Annotated in this window: 15 protein-coding genes; 14 read left to right on the top strand and 1 reads right to left on the bottom strand. The window is 63.4% G+C overall.

All coding sequences use genetic code 11. The features are described 5' to 3' along the window. Positions 1-610: 610 nt before the first annotated feature. The 14 genes from Q4F91_RS05130 to Q4F91_RS05065 all read left to right on the top strand — a co-directional run bounded on the left by Q4F91_RS05130 (position 611) and on the right by Q4F91_RS05065 (position 17,422). Positions 611-2,590, top strand: coding sequence for a cytochrome c3 family protein (locus Q4F91_RS05130; RefSeq protein WP_303335211.1), 1,980 nt, complete (start codon positions 611-613; stop codon positions 2,588-2,590). 308 nt (positions 2,591-2,898) lie between these two features. Continuing rightward, complete coding sequence (locus tag Q4F91_RS05125; protein ID WP_303335209.1) at positions 2,899-3,372, top strand: rhodanese-like domain-containing protein; 474 nt, start codon at positions 2,899-2,901, stop codon at positions 3,370-3,372. Between the two features lie 56 nt (positions 3,373-3,428). Then, the gene (locus tag Q4F91_RS05120) at positions 3,429-3,824 is read left to right on the top strand and encodes a DUF4418 family protein (protein WP_303335207.1); all 396 of its coding nucleotides are present in this window, start codon (positions 3,429-3,431) and stop codon (positions 3,822-3,824) included. 7 nt (positions 3,825-3,831) lie between these two features. Next, positions 3,832-5,028 (top strand): ABC transporter permease, encoded by a 1,197-nt coding sequence (locus Q4F91_RS05115; RefSeq protein WP_303335195.1) that lies wholly within the window; start codon positions 3,832-3,834, stop codon positions 5,026-5,028. 2 nt (positions 5,029-5,030) lie between these two features. Continuing rightward, positions 5,031-5,747, top strand: a complete 717-nt coding sequence (locus Q4F91_RS05110; RefSeq protein WP_303335193.1) for an ABC transporter ATP-binding protein — start codon at positions 5,031-5,033, stop codon at positions 5,745-5,747. A gap of 26 nt (positions 5,748-5,773) precedes the next feature. Then, the gene (locus Q4F91_RS05105) at positions 5,774-6,151 is read left to right on the top strand and encodes a thioredoxin family protein (protein WP_303335191.1); all 378 of its coding nucleotides are present in this window, start codon (positions 5,774-5,776) and stop codon (positions 6,149-6,151) included. A 418-nt stretch (positions 6,152-6,569) separates the two neighbouring features. Next, positions 6,570-8,021, top strand: coding sequence for a YfcC family protein (locus Q4F91_RS05100; RefSeq protein ID WP_303335190.1), 1,452 nt, complete (start codon positions 6,570-6,572; stop codon positions 8,019-8,021). Between the two features lie 33 nt (positions 8,022-8,054). Continuing rightward, on the top strand, positions 8,055-9,410 hold the full coding sequence (gene allB / locus Q4F91_RS05095) for an allantoinase AllB (protein ID WP_303335188.1): 1,356 nt from the start codon (positions 8,055-8,057) through the stop codon (positions 9,408-9,410). Positions 9,411-9,760: 350 nt separating this feature from the next. Further along, positions 9,761-11,191 carry an NCS1 family nucleobase:cation symporter-1 gene (locus tag Q4F91_RS05090; protein ID WP_303335187.1) on the top strand — a complete coding sequence of 477 codons (1,431 nt, stop codon included), beginning with the start codon at positions 9,761-9,763 and terminating at the stop codon, positions 11,189-11,191. Between the two features lie 834 nt (positions 11,192-12,025). Continuing rightward, entirely contained in the window at positions 12,026-12,799 is a 774-nt protein-coding gene (gene allE / locus Q4F91_RS05085; RefSeq protein WP_303335185.1) for a (S)-ureidoglycine aminohydrolase, read from the top strand. Positions 12,800-12,997: 198 nt separating this feature from the next. Further along, a complete protein-coding gene (locus Q4F91_RS05080; RefSeq protein WP_303335183.1) occupies positions 12,998-14,026 on the top strand; it encodes an aspartate carbamoyltransferase in 1,029 nt (342 codons plus the stop codon). Between the two features lie 222 nt (positions 14,027-14,248). Next, positions 14,249-15,175, top strand: coding sequence for a carbamate kinase (arcC, locus tag Q4F91_RS05075; RefSeq protein WP_303335181.1), 927 nt, complete (start codon positions 14,249-14,251; stop codon positions 15,173-15,175). A 233-nt stretch (positions 15,176-15,408) separates the two neighbouring features. Then, positions 15,409-16,503: an AraC family transcriptional regulator gene (locus Q4F91_RS05070; RefSeq protein ID WP_303335179.1), complete on the top strand. Its 1,095-nt coding sequence runs from the start codon at positions 15,409-15,411 to the stop codon at positions 16,501-16,503. 217 nt (positions 16,504-16,720) lie between these two features. After that, on the top strand, positions 16,721-17,422 hold the full coding sequence (locus Q4F91_RS05065) for a type 1 glutamine amidotransferase domain-containing protein (protein ID WP_303335177.1): 702 nt from the start codon (positions 16,721-16,723) through the stop codon (positions 17,420-17,422). 83 nt (positions 17,423-17,505) lie between these two features. On the opposite strand, the gene larC is transcribed toward Q4F91_RS05065, so the two are convergent. Beyond that, the gene (larC, locus tag Q4F91_RS05060) at positions 17,506-18,261 is read right to left on the bottom strand and encodes a nickel insertion protein (protein ID WP_303335175.1); all 756 of its coding nucleotides are present in this window, start codon (positions 18,259-18,261) and stop codon (positions 17,506-17,508) included. Positions 18,262-18,405 lie beyond the last annotated feature (144 nt).

Below are 18,405 nucleotides of genomic sequence, written 5' to 3'. Positions count from 1 at the left end.
CCGAAGCCTCGCGAGTTCTCGCGGAGTTCAGCCTTTCGGAGCTGTCAAAGACAGGTTAACTATTGGTGAGTCAGTTTCGATAGATGCCGACTAAAAACTATATTAGGAATTACCCTAATACTCTGTGAAATTTATGAAAATTAATGAGAACCATTCTCATTTGATTGTGAAAGTGTCGGATTCGGTTTCGCAAATATGCATCAGGAATTCGGTGGGTGAAATTCGAAAAACGGAACTGAATGTTCCGAATATTGGAATAAACGATGGATCTAAGCACTATTGCTCAGACAAATATACCTCTTGAGAGGTAATTCTGTTCGGGCGTTGAACCTCCCCCGTTCGGTTCAGCGGTATATCTGATAACTTGTTGAAAAACATGGAAATTGCTGAAATTGTGCAATTTCAAGCGCAAGGTTGCTACCCCTTAAGAGGTGTAACAGGAATGCGCCGATCGGGGGAGTCTGAAAGATCCTGAAACTCACCTTAAACGCAGATTAAGGAGTACATTGAGGCTGCGCCTCCCGTGAGGGATGCGCTTGACCTCAAAGAAGCCACGTCGAAAGACGAGGCAATCTTATAAACCTCTAAAAGAGACCCAATGGAGCTAATTATGACCAAGCAGCACAAGCTTCTGTCTCTCGCCGCATGCATGGGCGCAGCGTTCGTCGCTTCGACTTCCATGGCCGCGGATGCCCCCGCCGCTCAGACTCAGGTTGATCTTCCCCGTACGCTCGAAGGCTACGTCGCTCAGGACAAGGCTTTCTGGGACTACCTGAAGGCCAATCACCCCTACTTCAAGTACCTCAAGGAAGGCCGCGTCGTCGGTAAGTTCACGATGTCCGACCGTACCGAGGAGTGGGTTGAGTTCGGCGGTGGCGACAAGTACGCCGCCAAGACCGGCCGTCACACTGCCGTCACGTATCGCCTCCCGTATGAGTCCTTCCTCGATCTGCCGAACAAGTTCGTCGGTCCGAAGAAGTGCGGTGAGTGCCATCCGTCGCAGTATGAGAAGTGGGAACGTTCGCGTCACAACAAGATCGTCCGCTTCCCTGAGGAGATGACCGAGCCGATGGTTCAGGGCGACCTCAAGAAGCCGCTCTACAACTCGCCGTCTTCCGCTCTTCCGGAAGGCATCAACGCTGACGACATCTACGTGATGATGGGCACGCCGCGTACGAAGTACGGCTTCGTCGACAAGTGGCTCGTCCGTGGCACGTACCACCTCGAAGGCGCTGACGCTGATCTCTCGACCGCCAAGGGCACGATCGTCGCCGGCGGCAACCAGTTCTCCCGCAACTGGGCCGAGCACATCACTCCGGAAGTCGCCAAGAAGATCAACGCCTGGGATCCGACCTTCCCGACCAAGCTCGAGGACTTCGGTGCTCAGAGCTCGAAGACCTGGGGTATGAACTCCTACGGTGCCTCGAACCGCAAGCAGGCCATGTTCCAGCCCGGTTCCTCGTACTGCGAGATCTGCCACACCTGGAAGTTCGACTTCAAGAGCCAGGATGAGCTCTTCGCCGCCCTCGGCGACGCCAAGAAGCTCCGCGCGCACACGATCACCAAGGGCGTGGGCTGCGAGGAGTGCCACGGTGCTGGCGCTCACCTGTACGGTGCCCGCGGCGCCGGCATGCCGTCGAACTGCGAACGCTGCCACCAGCGCTTCGTGTACAACGAGAACGACGCCAAGAACAACTTCAAGACGCCGTTCAACTCCTACTTCAAGAGCTTCTGCCCGGCCTGCGGTACCGAAGGTTCGCAGTCGCACTACTCGAAGCACTATCAGAAGGGCATGCGCTGCACGACCTGCCATGACCCGCATGAAGTCACCGCCAATGACTGGGCTTCGCAGTACACCGTGCCGAACATGAAGAAGGAATGCCAGGACTGCCATACCACGGCCGCCTACTTCTTCTCGCAGGGCGGTACGCACAGCCGCAACAGCTGCGCTTCCTGCCATATGCCGAAGATGGGTTCGTGCGAAAACTTCGCCGCGATCCAGCGTCCTGACATGGCCGGCTTCGACAACGTCCGTGCGTCGCACATCTGGCGCATCCTCGTTGACCCGGAGAAGAAGTCCATCAATCCGCCGGAAGGCACCACCGATCGTAAGCTCGTCAGCCCGAAGGGCTGGCACCTCACGAAGGATGACGGCCGTCCGTACCTCGACCTGATGTGGACCTGCGGCCGCACGGCTTACCAGGACAAGCACGTCGTCGACGCGATGGGCTGCCACAGCCCGATCCAGTCGAAGTTCCCGGAGATGATGCGCTTCAAGGATCAGAAGACCATCTACAACAAGGTCAACGCCTGGCAGACCCCGGTCAAGGAAGGCTACGCTCAGGTCATCGCCGATCTGTCCAACATTCAGGACATGCTGAAGGTTGTGAAGCTCTCGACGGCCGACCGCGCTCAGGTTCAGCTCTATGCTGAAGAAGCCCGCCTGAACACTGCCAAGATCAAGGACGACGGCTCGTGGGGTGTCCACGCTCCGAAGTTCTCGAAGCAGCTGATCGAAGAAGCCAAGACCTACACGGCCCAGGCTCTCGCGATCCTCGAGGCTGAGAAGGCCAAGACCGCCAAGAAGTAATCCTTCTGACAGTCTTCCAGCCTGACGGCTGAAAAAGCGAAACAAGGCTCCGCACAGACCTCTCACGAGGTTTGCGCGGGGCCTTTTTTTGTCCGTCAAATTCCTTTGGAACCAATGGCTTGATGTAAAGATTCCTCAAGTTTTGTGAAGGCGGAAGAGGGCTCCGCATAACCCCCGCTTAATCTTTCGCTGATAGCCTCTTGAGGATGCGGAACGTGTGCGCCCGGCCCCGGGGCATGCGGTTCCGGACCCCGGCGACCGGACGGGAAGAGACCGGCCGCCCCCGACAGAAGAGAGAAACGATTCAAATGAAGCACTCCTGCCTTGCCGCCGTGTTCGCGGCACTTCTTGCCACCACGGGTTTCACGGGCACGGCCGAGGCCGCCCCCGCCGCCGAGCAGGCCGCGCCTCAGCGCCAGCCGATTCCGCTCTCGCTCTCCCGCGTCGAGCGCAACCTCGGCAAGCCGGGCGTCTATGTCTTTGACTGCAACCCCGAGAACATCTACGAGCAGAGCCACCTGAAGGGCTCGATCCACGCGAACGTCGAGAACTGGACGGATCTGCTCCCCGAGGACAAGAAGAACAGCTTCATCATCCTCTACTGCATCAACCGCCTCTGCAACGTCTCCTACGAGGCCTCGCTCAAGGTGATCGAGCTCGGCTACGAGAACGTGTACCTGATGCCCGACGGCATCCAGGGCTGGGTCTCGAACGGCTACGAGTTCGAGGGCAAGGGCCGCAAGGACTACTCGCTCGAGGCCGCCCGCGCCGCGAGACAGTGACCCCCTGAAACCGAACCCCTCCTGATTCCCTGACCCCAAGAAGAAGGAATTCACCCATGTCCGCTTCCCGTCCCGCCCTTGTGAGCGGTCTCGTCTTCGCCCTCGCGGGCTTCGCCGTCGCCGCCGCGCTTGTCTGGTGGCTGCCGCACTGCCACGCCGAGCTGCCGATGCGCTGCGTCTGGATGACCCGAGCGAACATGGGCACGGGCGTGCTGATCGGACTCCTCGGTCTCGCGATGATGTTCGCGGGCGTCGGCTCCGCGATGGGGCTCGCCACAGGCATTGTTCTGAGTTCGCTCCTGATGATCGCGGTCGCCACCGTCCTGATCGGGCCCTGCCCGAACCCGATGATGGGCTGCCACGCCGTCACCGAGCCCGCGCTCATCGTGATCGGCGCGGTGATCGCGCTCGCCGGCCTCGCCGAGCTCTGGCGCCTCTCCCGCGTCCGCTGATCGCTTTATGAAGCCCATCACCGCATTCCGGATCGCCGCGGCCAACGTGTCGCAGAAGCCGCTGAGGTCGCTTTCGCTCGCCCTCATCGCGGCCGTCTTCACCTTCATGCTCTTCTCGGGCTCGATGATCGCCGCGAACCTGCAGGCGGGCATCGAGTCGCTCTCGGCGCGCATGGGCGCCGACCTTCTCGTCGTGCCGCAGGGCGAGGGCAAGAAGCTCGAGAGCGTGATCCTGCGCGCCGAGCCCTCGACCTTCTACCTTGACGGAAAGCTCCTCGACGTCGTGCGGGGGCTCCCCGGCGTGGCGCAGGCCTCCGGACAGCTCTTCATCTCGTCGCTCGACGCGCAGTGCTGCACGGTGAAGGTGCAGTTGATCGGCATTGACGAGGCGACCGACTTCGTGGTCGCCCCCTGGCTGAGAAAGGCGGCCGAGAAGCCGCTCGAGGGCAACGAGGTGATCGTCGGCGACTACATCTTCGGCGACATCGGCTCGGAGCTCACGTTCTACGACCGCAAGTTCAGGATCGTCGGCCGACTCGCCCCGACCGGAATGGGCTTCGACTCGTCGATCTTCATGACGATCGACGCAGCGCGTGACTTGGGCAAGGTCGCGAATCCGGAGAAGGCCGGCGAGATCGCGACGAGCGTCTCCTCGATCCTCGTGCGCGTCAACCCGGGCGTCGATCCGATCACGATCTCCGACGAACTCCTCGATGAGCTCGGTCTCGGCGCGGGCGTCAACTTCGTCTTCGCCTCCAACATGATGAGCGACACGAGCGCGAAGCTCCGCCAGATCGTCGGCGTGATGTACTCCGCCGCGGGCGGCTTCTGGGTCGTCGCCGCGCTCATCATGATGATCGTCTACTTCTTCGCCTTCAACGAGCGACAGCGCGAGTTCGCCACGCTCCGTGCGCTCGGCGCGTCGCGCTCCCGCGTGATCGGCATCGTCATGCGCGAGGCGCTGATGATCTCCGCGGCCGGCTCCGTCGCGGGCGTTGCGATCGGTGCGATCGCGGTGACGAGCTTCTCGACGGCGATCGCCCGCGCGATCGGGCTGCCTTACCTCGCGCCCGAGCCATCGAGCTGGGCCTTTGCGCTCGCGGCGGCGCTCATCGCCGGCATCGCCACGGTGCCGCTCGCGGCTCTGCCCACCGCCTGGCGCATCGGGCGCCGTGACATCTACCCTGCGATGCGGGAGGACTGAAGATGGAGAATCTCATCGAAATCCGCTCCGCCGGCATGCGCTACGAACGCGGCGGCCGCCCCTTCTGGGCGCTCCGCAATGCGAGCCTCTCCGTGGCCGCGGGCGACTTCGTCACCGTGCTCGGACGCTCGGGCTCGGGAAAGTCGACGCTGCTCAACATCATCGTGGGTCTCCTCACCCCGACCGAGGGCGAGGTGTTCCTCGCGGGGAAGAACCTCGCCGGGCTCACGGACGCGGCCAGGTCGGAGCTGAGAAACGCCGCGGTCGGCTACGTGCCGCAGAGCGCGGGGCTCATCCCGACCCTCACGGTGCTCGAGAACGTGCGCCTGCCCTGGTACATCGCCGGGACGCGCGGCGCGGAGCCCGAGGGCAGGGCGGCGGAGCTTCTCGCAAAGGTCGGGCTCGCGGATCTCGCGGACCAGTACCCGGGCGCGCTCTCGGGCGGAGAGCTGAGGCGCGTCGCCATCGCCCGCGCGCTCATGTGCTCGCCCGCCGTCGTCGTGGCCGACGAACCCACCTCGAACCTTGATCCGGCGAGCGCGCAGACCGTCGTGGAGCTCTTCCGCGGCATCGCGCTCGACGGGGGCGCCGTGCTGATGGTGACGCATGACACCTTCAGCCTTGACGCATCGACACGAATCTTTGACATGGCCGGGGGCACGCTCACCGCGCGACCGGCCGCCTCCATTGAAACCAAGGACTCAGGGCAGGGGCTCTGAGAACTTCCAAACGGAGAACCCCAGAAATGCTCAGACGCGTTTTCCTCGGTGCGGCCGCCGCCGCCGTTCTTTCGCTCTCCCTCGGCACGGCCGTCGCCGCCGAGAAGGAGTACCCGTTCCCGGTGAAGGGAAAGGTCACGGTCGTTGACTTCGGCGCCCCCTGGTGCGCGAGCTGCCCCGAGATGGAGGAGCTCATGAAGCAGATGCAGAAGGAGTACGGCGACCGCGCCGCCTTCGTCACCATCAACATCGACAAGTGGCAGGGCATCGAGAACGAGTTCCTGATCGAGGAGATGCCCTCCCAGATCTTCTACGACCGCACGGGCGAGCCGATCTGGCAGCACCGCGGTCCGGTCGACGCCGAGACGATGCGCGAGCGCGTGAACATCCTCCTCGAGGGCTGACACACCTGTCACCTCATTCGGTCCCTGCGCGACGTTGCCGCATACCCCTCCCGCAGGGGAGTGACCGAAAGGACAGAACGCCTCCGAAGGCTTGCCAGTGCAGGCTCCGGAGGCTTTTTTGTCTCTCCGGTGCGTCGGGCCGGTTCGTCCGCACCTCGTCATCAGAGGACGAGTCAGACTTCATTGAGTGGCGTTCAATGACAATATGTTGGCGCCATTGGTCCTCGCGGCGGGTAGGTAGGAAAACCTATATTGATCCCAAGGAAGCATTGATGCCGTTGAGCATTCCTGCTCATGACGCGTCTATGGCTGCCAACCGTATCCCCGCGCGGTGATGTCACTGTGTGCCAATGGACTTGTCCTCCGGCGCAGTGCCTGCCGTGCCAAAAACCTACCCAAAGCATTCAGGACCGCCAAAATGGAATCCAAGCAGGACCTCGCCCAGAAAGCGCCGAAGAAGTCTGGCTTCAAGATGCCCGACATCTACATCATCCTCGGCATATTCATCCTCTTCATGGCCGTGCTCACGTACATCGTGCCGTCCGGCCAGTATGACCGCCAGGTCGTCGAGACCGCGCACGGCGTGCAGAACCTCGTCGTCGCGAACACCTACCACGCCGTCCCGGCCAACCCCTCGGGCTGGCTCGACATCATCACCGCCATCCCGTACGGCTTTGAGCGTGCGGCCGGCATCGTGGTCCTCACCTTCATGGTCGGCGCCTGCATGGGCCTGATCAAGCGCGCGGGCCTCATCGACCTCGGCGTGCAGCGCCTCTCGCAGGCCGTGGGCTCGTCCGAGTACCTCGTCGCCCCCGTGCTGATGCTCGTCCTCTCGCTCCTCGCGGCCTTCATCGGCGTGCCTGAGCTCTCGCTCGCATACCTCCCGGTGTTCCTCCCGCTCTTCTACCGCCTCGGCTATGACGGCATGACCGCCACCGCCGTCGCGCTGCTCTCGCCCTGCATGGGCTTCACGTTCGGCATCACGATTCCGGGCTCCGTCGGCATGGGCCAGCAGATCGCCCAGATCACGATGTTCTCGGGCTCGGGCATGCGCGCCATCGTGCTCGCCATCGTCATTGTCGTCACGATCGCCTATGTGATGCTCTACGCCGCCCGCGTCAAGAAGGACCCGACGAAGTCCCTCACGTATGACACGGACCAGGAGCTCAAGGCCGAGATCGCTGCCGAGGAAGCCGAGAAGACCGGCGGCAAGGCGCTCACCTTCACGAAGCGTCAGGTCTATGCCGGCGTCTCCTGCCTCATCATGTTCCCCGTGGCCGTCTACCTCATCCTCTCGATGAACCTCGGCTTCGAGGCGATCGGCGGCCTCTTCCTCGCCATCGGCATCATCGCCGCGATCATCGCGGGCAAGAGCGCCCAGCAGATCTGCGACGACATCAACGCCGGCATGCGTGACCTGATGGTCGGCGCTCTCCTCTGCGGCGTCGCCTCCGCTATCGCGGTCGTCATGGACAAGGGCGTGATCACGGACACGATCGTCTATTGGCTCGAGCAGCTCCTCGCCACGACGCCCCCGGCCCTCTCCGCCATCGCCATCTTCTGGGAACAGGCCATCTTCAACGCCCTCATCCCGGGTGCCACGGCCCTTACGATTCTGACGATGCCGATTCTCTCACCGCTCGGCTCCCTCCTTGACGTCTCGCAGCAGGCCATCGTCAGCGCGAACGCCTGGGGCGGCCAGCTCACCGACATCTTCTTCCCGACCTCCGGCTTCTTCATCGCCACTCTGGTGATCGCCAAGGTTGAGTTCACGAAGTGGATCCGCTTCTACACCCCGCTCATGCTGATCCTCGGCGCCATCTGCTGCGTGGCACTCTATCTGATGCAGCAGTTCGGTCTGAACTTCTAATTTCCCCCTTCACTCAGAGGAGTAAGCAGAAAAATGCTCGATCTCATCATTCGCAACGGTCTCGTCACGCTCCCCGACTCGCTCGAAGCCGTTGACATCGGTATCCGGGACGGCGTGATCGCGGCCATCGCGCCGAAGATCACCGAGTGTGCCAAGGAGGAAATCGATGCATCGGGTCAGTACGTGCTCCCGGGCATGGTTGACCCGCACATGCACCTCTCCGAGCCCGGCCGCACCGAGTGGGAAGGCTACCGCACGGGCACGCAGGCCTGTGCGGCGGGCGGCATCACCTCGTTCGTCGAGATGCCCCTGAACCAGATCCCCTGCACGATCGACCTGCCGTCGCTTGAGGTGAAGCTCAAGGCCGCCGAGGGCCAGTGCTGGGTCGACTACGCCCCGATGGGCGGCCTCGTGCCCTGGAACCTCAAGGACATCGGACCGCTCGCGGACGCCGGCGTCGCCGCCTTCAAGGCCTTCGTCGCGACCTGCGGCTCGGGCAAGCCCGGTGACTTCAAGAACGTCAACGACTGGGAGCTCTACCAGGGCTGCCGCGAGATCGCGAAGAAGGGCGGTCTGCTCGTGGTTCACTGCGAGAACGCGACCATCACGGACGGTCTCGGCGAGGAGGCGAAGGCCGCCGGCGAGACCTCGGTCTCGGCCTACGTCGAGAGCCGCCCGATCTTCACCGAGGTCGAGGCCGTGCACCGTGTGCTGATGATCGCGGAGGCCGCCGGCTGCCGCATCCACATCGCGCACTGCTCGTGCCCCGAGGCGGTCGAGGAGGTCGAGCGCGCCAAGGCCCGCGGCGTTGACGCGAGCTTCGAGTCCTGCCCGCACTACCTGCTGCTCGCCACCGAGGATCTCGATGCGATCGGCCCGAAGGCCAAGTGCTCGCCCCCGATCCGCGACCGCGCGCACCAGCGTCAGATGTGGGATCTGCTCGCCGAAGGCCGCATCGAGATGCTCGTCTCCGACCACTCGCCCTGCACGATCGATCTGAAGAGCTCGCCCAATGCGTTCGAGGCCTGGGGCGGCATCAGCGGCTGCCAGAACTGCGTTGACGCCATGTTCGACGAGGCGGTCCTGAAGCGCGGCATCAGCCCGGTCATTCTCGCCAAGGCCCTCGCCACGGGCGCGGCCCGCCGCTTCCGCCTCAAGGGCAAGGGCGAGATCGCGCTCGGCTTCGACGCCGACCTGGTGATGATCGATCCGAAGCAGAGCTACGTGCTCCGCGCCGAGGATCTCTACTACAAGAACAAGTTCAGCGCCTACGAGGGCCGTCGCATCGACTGCCGCGTCGCCCGCACGCTCGTGCGCGGCCGCGAGGTCTTCTCGCTCGAGAAGGGCCCGGCCGAGGTGCCGACCGGCCGCAGGATCGAAATCGCCTGATAATCAGGTGCCGATTATTGCGGAAAATATAATTCTGAATTAAATATTCAGTTGACAATCTTTTGAGGGCGTTTCCCGAAGTGAGTGCCGGGAAATGCCCTCTTTTTGTGCCTGTACGACAGTGATTGAGTGCCAGAGCGGTTCGGTACAGCACTGTCATTGCATGCCGAAGATGCTGTCATTTGGCGCAATGATCAGGGAAATCCACTAGTTTTCAGGCAGAGGCGTCAACGGATCTCGGCGCTTACCCGTGGCGCGAAAAGCCATTTCTTTGTCGCTTTCGGCCATCGACCTTTGCGCGTGTTTTTTTGAAAATAGTGACATCAAAAAACCATCAGCGCGAGGCAGCAATGCAATCAAAGGAAAATATTCACGCTGAGATCAACAAGAGCATCCTTGCCAATTCTGATCTCGTACCCTCCAAGCAGACATGGAGCTGGTACAACATCTTCGCCTTCTGGATGTCCGACGTGCACAGCGCGGGCGGCTACATCTTCGCGGGCACCCTTTTCTCCCTCGGTCTCGCAGGCTGGCAGGTCTTCGTCTCCCTCATCGCGGGCATCCTGATCATCCAGGGCCTCGCCAACATCATCGGCGTGCCGAGCCAGAAGCTCGCCGTTCCTTTCCCGGTCATCTCCCGCATGACCTACGGCGTCTTCGGCTCGAACATCCCCGCGCTCATCCGCGGCACGATCGCCGTCGTCTGGTACGGCATCCAGACCTATCTCGCGAGCGCCGCGCTCATGGTGGTGGTGCTCTATGAATTCCCGGACCTCGCCCCGCTCGCGAAGGACAACGTGGGCGGCTTCGGCCTCTCGACGCTCGGCTGGTGGTGCTTCATGACGATGTGGGTGCTGCAGACCGCGCTCTTCCTCTGCTCGATGGAGGCGATCCGCCGCTTCATGGACTGGGCCGGTCCGATCGTCTACGTCGCGATGCTCGTCCTCATGGTCATGATCGTTAACATGGCCGGCTGGGAGAACATCAGCTTCACGCTCTCCGAGCGCGAGATGAGCACCGGCCAGACGCTCTGGACGATGCTGCTCGGCACGGCGCTCGTCGTCTCGTACTTCGCCGGCCCGACGCTGAACTTCGGCGACTTCTCGCGCTACGCGAAGAGCTGCTCGCAGATGCGCCGCGGCAATTTCTGGGGCCTCCCGGTCAACTTCGTCTTCTTCTCGCTCATCTCCGTGATCACGATCTCGGGCACGCCGGTCGTCTTCGGCGAGCTCATCGTCGACCCGATCCAGGTGATGGGCCATCTCGACAACCGCGTCGCCGTGCTGATCCTCGGCCTCACGATGCTCGTGGCGACCGTGGGCGTCAACATCGTGGCGAACTTCGTCTCCGCCGCGTTCGACATCTCGAACATCTTCCCGAAGTACATCTCCTGGCGCACGGGCGGCATGCTCGCCTCGGTGATCTCGGTCATCATCATGCCGTGGAACCTCTTCAGCTCGCCTGAGGTGATCCACATGACGGTCGACCTGCTCGCCGCGCTGATCGGCCCGGTCTACGGCATCCTGATCGTTGACTACTACTACGTGAAGCGCCGCCGCGTGAACGTCGCCGACCTCTACAGCACCTCGCCCACGGGCGCCTACTGGTACCGCCACGGCGTCAACTGGCAGGCCGTCGCCGCCCTCGTGCCCGCGGGCGCCGCGAGCATCGCCGCGATGCTCCTCGACAACGGCAGCGGCATCGCGAGCTTCACCTTCTTCATCGGTGCGCTCCTTGCCGCAGGCTTCTACATGCTGATCGCGAAGAAGGCGCCGAAGTAAGCGACTTCTCCCACAGTCAACCGCAGGCCTCAGCGACGTGAGGCCGCAACCCCGGCCGGACGAAAGCCTTTCTCAAGCAGGCTTTCGTCCGGTTTCTTTTCGGGCCCGGGCGGCGTCGGTGCCGCTGCGAAACGCTCCATCGTCCAGGTCCCGCGGGAAGGGGCGCCTGCATTCGCTCTGGGGACCTGTCGCAGCCCCGGGAAAGCCGCTCCCCGGCACTGAGGCACCGAAGCCTCCCGGGCGGTCTGTCGCCCCGTGATATTCCGGCCTGCATGTAGCCCGCAGACGTCTGGCGCGAAGCGACATCCGCGCCCCGGTGCGGGGCCGGGGAGCACCGCCGGAGGGCCTCCGGAGGCCCGCGGAGCCCTGCAGACAGGCAAGGGACGGGGACGTTCCCGGGCGTCTTCAGGGAGCTTCCTGAGCCGTTTTCCGCAGCATTCGGAGGCCCTGGGCACCGTTGCCGCGCGGTGAAGGCGTCGGAATGAGCTCTAAATGGCGCGTATTGACAAGTATGCTGTCACGCACAAACAGCGTGCGACAGAGGGTTATCTCCGTGTGACGGAGTGAGGTTTTGGCGGTAGATTGAAAAATAAGGAAATATTGCCTTCTGTAACGGATCGTTAGGTAAAAATGCCTGTCACGAAAAGACAAGTGCTTGACGCTTCACACCAATAGCAAAAGTCATTGCGCGCCTATAGTAAGACTCATCGGAACCGCTGATTCCCACCGAAAAAAGCCGGGGCCGAGGACGAAAGATCCGCTCCGGGACTTCGTCCGAAAGCGACGGCAGGCGGGGTGTTCCACTTTTTAAGTAAAGCTCTAGGAGTCAATGCAATGCCTGGTTATCCTCAGGACCTCCTCTCGAACCGCTCGGTCGTCAAGAATGATTTCGCGATCATCACCCCGCAGGGCCGCGTGATCAACACCGTCCCCGGCATCGTCGATGCCAAGATGACGATCCTCTGCTCGCCGAAGGTCGGCGCCGGTTTCGTCCAGCTGATCGGCACCCTCGGCCCGAACGCCCACACCGAATACCCGTACGCCACGCTCCCCCATGAGGAAAGCTTCATCTACATCCTCGACGGCGAGATCGAGCTCGAGGTGACGGTCGCCGGCGAATCCCGCCGTCTCACGCAGGGCGGCTACGCCTACGCCCCGGCCGGCAAGGGCATCGGCTGGAAGAACACGAACGGCAAGGAAGGCCGCATCCTGCTCTACAAGCAGCGCTACATCCCGCATCCGAAGGGACTCGAGCCCTGGACGGTCTTCGGCAACATCAACGAAGTCGCCTTCCGCGACTACGACGAGATGGCCAACGTCCACGTCAAGGACTTCCTCCCGGTCACCGAGGCGTTCGACATGAACATGCACATCCTCTCGTTCGATCCGGGTGCGTCGCACAACATCTGCGAGACGCACGTCCAGGAGCACGGCGCCTACATCTACGAAGGCGAGGGCGTGTACCTGCTCGACGACACCTGGTACCCGGTCAAGAAGGAAGACTTCCTCTGGATGGGCGCCTTCTCGGTCCAGGCCGGCTACGGCGTCGGCCGCGAGCCCTTCTCCTACATCTACTCGAAGGACTGCAACCGCGACGTCGAGATCTGATTCCCGCGTCCGGTCCACGGGTTCCCGCTTGCGTTCTCTTCTCTCTCTGAAGGCTCCTGCGCGGGCGCCGTTCAAGAACCGCCCCGCGCAGACGTTCTCCTTGGCCTACGGACGGCGAGAACGCCGGCGGCAGGAACCCGGGATCCTCCGAAACCAATTTCCTCACAAACAGCACCATTTTCTAGAAAGGAATCCATCATGGCGCTCGATCAGAACTTCAAGCATCTCGACATCCGCGAGGCCCTCGCCAACACGCACATGCGCGGCCGCAACATCACCTTCCTCGATGACTTCTCGCGCGACGAGATCCTCTCGCTCTACCAGGCTGCCCAGATGCTCGAGCCCTTCATGCGCACCGGCACCGACCTCCTGCGCGGCAAGGTCCTCTACACGCTCTTCTTCCAGCCCTCCACCCGCACCCGCTGCTCGCACGAGAACGCCATGCACCGTCTCGGCGGCTCCGTGATCACCGAGGCCGATCCGACGCACAACTCCTCCGTCGCCAAGAACGAGTCCCTCGCTGACAGCCTGCGCGTCACGAGCGAGTACGCCGACGTCATCGTCATGCGTCACCCGGACGACAAGGAAGCCCTCGGCGCCCTCAAGGAGATCGAAGGCCACTGCTCGCCGGTCATCTCCGGCGGCTACGGCCACGTCACGCACCCGACCCAGGGCCTGCTCGACTCCTACACCTGCTGGCGCGCCTTCGGCGACCTCTCCAAGGTCACCGTCGCCATCGCCACGCCTGACCTCTCGCGCGCCCGCTCCGGCCAGTCCTTCGCCCTCGCCCTCGCGGCCATGGGCGCCAAGATCATCTACACGGGCACGAGCGAGCTGCGCACGCCTGAGGTGGTTCGCCAGAAGCTCATCAAGATGAACGCCAACTTCGAGGAGCACTTCGATCTGACGATGAAGCAGAACGAGGAGCTCTACGCCGAGAAGAACGTCGACCTCATCTACCTCCCGGGCTGCTCGGTCAAGAAGGACGATCCGAACCGCGCCGACTTCGAGAAGAAGATGGCCAACTACTACGTCTCGCTCGAGATGCTGCGCAACATCAAGGCCAAGACCGGCAAAACGGTCGGTGTCCACCACTCGCTGCCGCGCAACCCCGGCGAGTTCGACTTCGGCATCGACAACACCGAGCACCAGCTCTACTTCCGTGCGATCGGCTTCTCGGTGGCCCTGCGCATGGCGCTCCTCGCCGCGGTCGTGGGCGTCAACTAAGACGCACCGCCGCCTCTCCCGGTCTCACAGGAGCCGGGAGAACTCCCCGGCACCGGTCCCCGGAACCTCTGCCCCCGAGCACGGAGGTTCCGCGGCGGATCCGAGAAAGCCGGGACTCTCATGAACCTCCCCCTTCGAAACACCCGGACGTCCCTCTGCAGGGACGCCCGTCGGGGGAGGCTTCACCACAGAATTCACTGAAACCAAAAGGAATTTTCAGAAATGCGTCTTGTCATCGCCCTGGGCGGCAATGCCCTTCTGAAGCGCGGCGAACCGATGCTCTGCGAGAACCAGCGCGAGAACGTCTCGCTCGCCTGCAAGCAGATCGCCAAGGCCTATGAAGGCAACGAACTCGTCATCACGCACGGCAACGGCCCGCAGGTCGGCCTTCTCGCGCTGCAGAACAACGCGTACAAGAAGGTTCCGATGTACCCGCTCGACGTGATCGGCGCCGAGTCGGTCGGCATGATCGGCTACATGATCCAGCAGGAACTCGTGAACTACGTTCCGAAGACCGCGACGCTCGCCACGATCCTCACGCAGACCCAGGTCGATCCCGAGGATCCGGCCTTCAAGAACCCGACGAAGCCCGTCGGCCCCGTCTACGAGAAGGAAGAGGCCGAGCAGCTCGCCAAGCAGCACGGCTGGACGATCGCGCCGGACAATGACAAGTGGCGCCGCGTGGTTCCGAGCCCGGATCCGAAGCGCATCTGGGGTCTCGCCCCGCTCAAGACCCTCGTCAAGAACGGCCACATCGTCATCTGCTGCGGCGGCGGCGGTGTTCCGACCTACTTCGACAAGGACGGCCGCTTGGTCGGCGCCGAGGCCGTGATCGACAAGGATCTCGCCTCGTCCGTCCTCGCCTCCTCGCTCGAGGCCGATCTCTTCGTGATCGCCACCGACGTTGACGGCGCCTACATCAACTGGGGCAAGCCCGACCAGAAGAAGATCGTCCAGGCCGATCCGAAGTCCCTGCGCGACTTCGGCTTCGCCAAGGGCTCGATGGGTCCGAAGGTCGAGGCCGCCTGCCGCTTCGTCGAGAAGACCGGCAAGACCGCCGTCATCGGCGCGCTGGCTGAGATCGACCAGATCCTCGCGGGCAAGGCCGGCACCCGCGTCGTGAAGGAAGAGGGCGTCATCTACGGCTGATGCCCGAGGCCACAGACTGAAGTCCCCGGAGCCACCGGGGACTTCGGTCCCGGACATTGAAATCTCCCTGTCTTTTCTGACCGGTCGGAGTCACAGCTTCCGGCCGGTTTTTTTAAAGACTTCGGACGCCCCGTATTCAGGGAGTTCAATTGACACCGGAGATTTGGGAAAATAACAAATTCATATCGCGTTTCGCCGAAGTTACGCACGTACGCTTTTGAAGGAGAAGCAACATGACCGAAGAGACGAAGCCCCGCCGTGAGACCGCGGAGATCGAGTCCATGGAGGACGAGGCGCTTCTGCCGCTCGGTGACAGCATTCTCGCGAGCTGGATCCGCTCGATCTGCCAGACCGTGCGCGGCTACGGAGTATCGCCCGAGACGATCCTAGAGCGCACGGGTCTCGATGCCTCGCTTCTCACCGTTCCCGACGCGCGCTTCCCCGCGATGAACGTCCGCCGCTTCTGGGAGGCGGTGATCTCGGCGACCGGCGACGAACTCATCGGCCTGCGCTGCGGCCAGGAGATGCAGGTCGCGACGCTTCACGGCCTCGGTCTCGCGATCGTCACGAGCCATTCGCTCGCGCAGGTGCTCGAGCTCACCGCGCGCTACGGCAAGATCGTCTCGACCACGATGGACATGAGCCTTGAGCACGATGGCTCGGGCTCGACCCTGCACCTGAGGACGCTGCACGGCTACGAGGCCCGTCACGCGGCGCTCCTCTGCATCATCGCCTTCATCGAGCGCCAGGCGTGCTCACTCGCGCAGCACCGCGTGACGCCGATCGCCGTGGGCGTGCGGCTCCCGAAGGCCTCGGCGAGCGACCGCGCCCGCCTCGAGGAGTACTTCGGCTGCGCCGTGGACACCAATCCCGCGGGCACGGACTACATCCGCTTCGCCTACACCGACGTGATGGAGCCCTATGCGGGCCAGAACGCCATGCTCCGCGAGGCGAACGAACAGGTCGTGCGCCAGTACCTGAACCGCGTCCGTCAGTTCTCCTTCACCGTGCGCGTCGAGGAGGAGATCGAGGAGATGCTCAAGGCCGGCGAAAGCGTCCGCATCGGCGACGTCGCGAGCCGCCTCAACCTCTCGGCCCGCACGCTGCAGCGCAGGCTCGAGGGCGAGGGCGCCGTCTTCATGCACCTCGTTGACAAGCATCGCAAGCAGCTCGCCCACGACGCGCTCGCGCACACCGAGCGCACGATCACCGAGATCGCCTACACGATCGGCTTCTCGGATCCGAGCAACTTCTCGCGCACCTGCGCGCGCTGGTTCGGCTGCTCGCCCGCGGCCTACCGCCGCCGCATCCGGCAGCTTCCGACCTGATCGGCCGCCGCATTCCTTCCGACAGCGCCCGCGTTACCTCGAGAGTACGCGGGCGTTGTCGCACTTACCTTTCGGTGAGTGCCTGACGAAAACGTAAGTTATTGATTTATTGAGGAACAGTGAATAAGCTTCGCGCAACTTGAAACCCGTCGCCGCTCCCTCCGAAGAACACCTCCGTGAGGCCCCGGGCGACGCATCCGACACGAAGGAATTCACCATGAACTCGCTCTCCATCCTCGTCATCGCCACCGCGCATGCCGCGCTCGGAACCACCGGTGGCACCACCGGCGTCTGGCTCGAGGAACTCTCGACTCCGTACTACGCCTTCATCGACGCCGGCGCGAAGGTGACCGTCGCGACGTTGAACGGGGGCGTCATCCCCGTCGACCCGCACTCGGTCTCGGACGACAAGTCGAAGAACCCGGCCACGGTCAACCGGTTCCTCGCCGACAAGGCCGCCTCCGCCACGCTCACCTCGAGCGTGCGTCTCGCGGACCTGAACCCGGCTGACTACGCCGCGGTCTTCATCCCGGGCGGCCACGGCGCGATGTGGGACCTCGCCGGGAGCGAGGCGCTCGGAGCGTTCCTCACGAAGGCCTGGAAGTCGGGTGCGGTGATCGGCTCGGTCTGCCACGGGCCGGCGGCCTTCTCGCTCGCGAAGAACGGGAAGGGCGAGCCGCTGGTTTCCGGTCTCACCGTGACGAGCTTCTCGGACTCCGAGGAGACGAAGATGCAGCTCACGACCACGGTTCCCTTCCTTCTTGAGAGCCGCCTGCGCTCGCAGGGCGCGAAGTACGTGAAGGGCGCCGACTTCACCGAGCACGCGGTGCGCGACGGGCGTCTCGTGACCGGCCAGAACCCGATGTCGTCGGAGAAGGCCGCGAAGCTCGTGCTCGAGGCCGTGAAGGAAGCCCGCTGATTCAGGCCCGCTTCCAAAGACGAAGAAACCCGCCGTCCCCGAAAGGAATCCGGCGGGTTTGCTTTTCTCGGAGCGCTGAGGTATCAGTCAGCGAGCGGGAGCGGTTCGCCCAGCGCGAAGCGCGCGCCGTTCGGGCATCCCTCGAAGGTGCGGCCGTGCACGAACACCTGCGCGGTCTTCGTCACCTTCATCGCGGGCCAGGCGCCGAACTCGGCGCCGAAGCCCTTCAAAACCGCGAGACCGGTCGGCGTGACGAGCTCGCCCGCGCCCGAGGAGGGGCGCACCGCGACGCCTTCCATCATCGCGAACATCGCGGGCGCCGGGTAGGGCACGAGCCCGTGGGCGCACTTGATCTCGCCCTCGTTCATCGGGATCGGGCTCACGACGAGGCGCGAGGGGTTGATCTTGCCGAGGAAGTCGGCCGAGAGGCCGATCGCGAGGATGTTGGCCATGCGGCCCACCTCATGGAAGTGCACGTCACGCTCGCTCATGCCGTGGACCTTCGCCTCCGCGGCGATGAGGACGCGCCAGACCGCGCGGGTGCGCTCGAGCGCCTCGGGCGAGAGGCGGCTTTCGGCGTAGATCGCCTCGATGTCGGCCGGGTGGCGGTGAGCATGCTCGGGAGCGGTGAGAATGTTCGCGGAAAAGCCTGAGATCGAGCCCACGAACGTCTCGCCGTAGGCAAGACCGCAGTCAACCTTCGGAAAGAGGGTGCGCAGGTACGCGCCCGCCATGCCCGCCGAGAGGTCCGTGAGGGCGAGAAGGCCCGCGAGGAAGCTGCCGGCGTTGAAGCCCGCGTTGATGCGGACGGTGAGGACGGGATGAAGAGTGTCGGTCATGGGAATTCGGTGTTCCTTGGTCAGAGGGATGCGTTTCTGTCTGTCTGGGTGATCAGGTCCGGGCGTTCTCAAGGAGCCTGAGCACGCGCGCGGCGGCGCAGGCCGCGCCGTAGCCGTTGTCGATGTTCATCACGCCCACGCCCG

It is taken from the genome of Sutterella sp., assembly GCF_030539355.1.
In the GTDB taxonomy this organism is placed as follows: Bacteria; Pseudomonadota; Gammaproteobacteria; order Burkholderiales; family Burkholderiaceae_F; genus Sutterella.
This window is presented reverse-complemented; position numbering and strand designations above follow the sequence as displayed.